The following is a 792-nucleotide window of genomic DNA, read 5'->3' on the forward strand; positions in this document are numbered from 1 at the left end:
AATATCAGTTACCCACTTCTCATTTGGCTTATCTGCTCTAAATTGCCGATTTAATAAGTTTTCAACAATAATATTGGTTTCTCCGTTTAAGTATTTAGGTCGCTTCACCTTTATCTGGCATTGCACATTGTATTTTTGCATAATTTTTTGGACAGTCTTCCGATTTACATCAATCTGATGATTTCGTTTGAGAAGAGCTTTAATTTTCCGGTGTCCATAACGAAAATGATTTTCCTCGGAAAGATGTACTATGAGCTCTTCTAATGGACTCATGATGGTATGACAAAACTTTTTCTTCCACCGATAATAAGTCGCTTTTGGTACTTCCAAGGCGGCTAAAATACTGATTATAGAATACATAGAAGATAGTTCCTCTACGACTTTTAACACTATTTGCGGCTCCAGCTCCTTTCGATCTCCTGGTACTTTTTTAAAATATCCAGCTGCATCTCCAATTGTTTATTCTTCCTTCTTAATTCGTCCACTTCACTTAATACGTCTGGTCCCTTTCCATACGTATACTGTTTGCCCACAGGCTGAGAAAACCGGTGAACCAGACCCTCTCTATGCCATTTCATCCAAGTTTTGATTTGTGAAACATTTTTAATTCCGAGCCGATCCATAATCGCCCGATTACTTAATCCTTTTTGCTTTAACTTAATCGCTTCCCACTTTATTTCTTCTGAATAATGAACTCTTGTCCCCATAAGAAAAACACCTCCAAAATCGTATAGATATTAAATACGATTCAGGGGGTGTTTTTTCCTTGTCTCATTTTACTGGGTCACTCTA

Annotated in this window: 2 protein-coding genes; both read right to left on the reverse strand. The window is 37.0% G+C overall.

Going from position 1 to position 792, the window contains the following annotated elements; genetic code table 11:
- The coding region (locus AC3WTL_RS25665) for an IS3 family transposase (RefSeq protein ID WP_492370282.1) at positions 1–390 on the reverse strand (390 nt) is incomplete at its 3' end.
- Positions 390–707 carry an IS3 family transposase gene (locus tag AC3WTL_RS25670; RefSeq protein WP_048009709.1) on the reverse strand — a complete coding sequence of 106 codons (318 nt, stop codon included), beginning with the start codon at positions 705–707 and terminating at the stop codon, positions 390–392. The genes AC3WTL_RS25670 and AC3WTL_RS25665, both read right to left, overlap by 1 nt.
- Between the last annotated feature and the right edge of the window lie 85 nt (positions 708–792).

The organism is Cytobacillus sp. EB106-05-05-XG126, assembly GCF_058791715.1.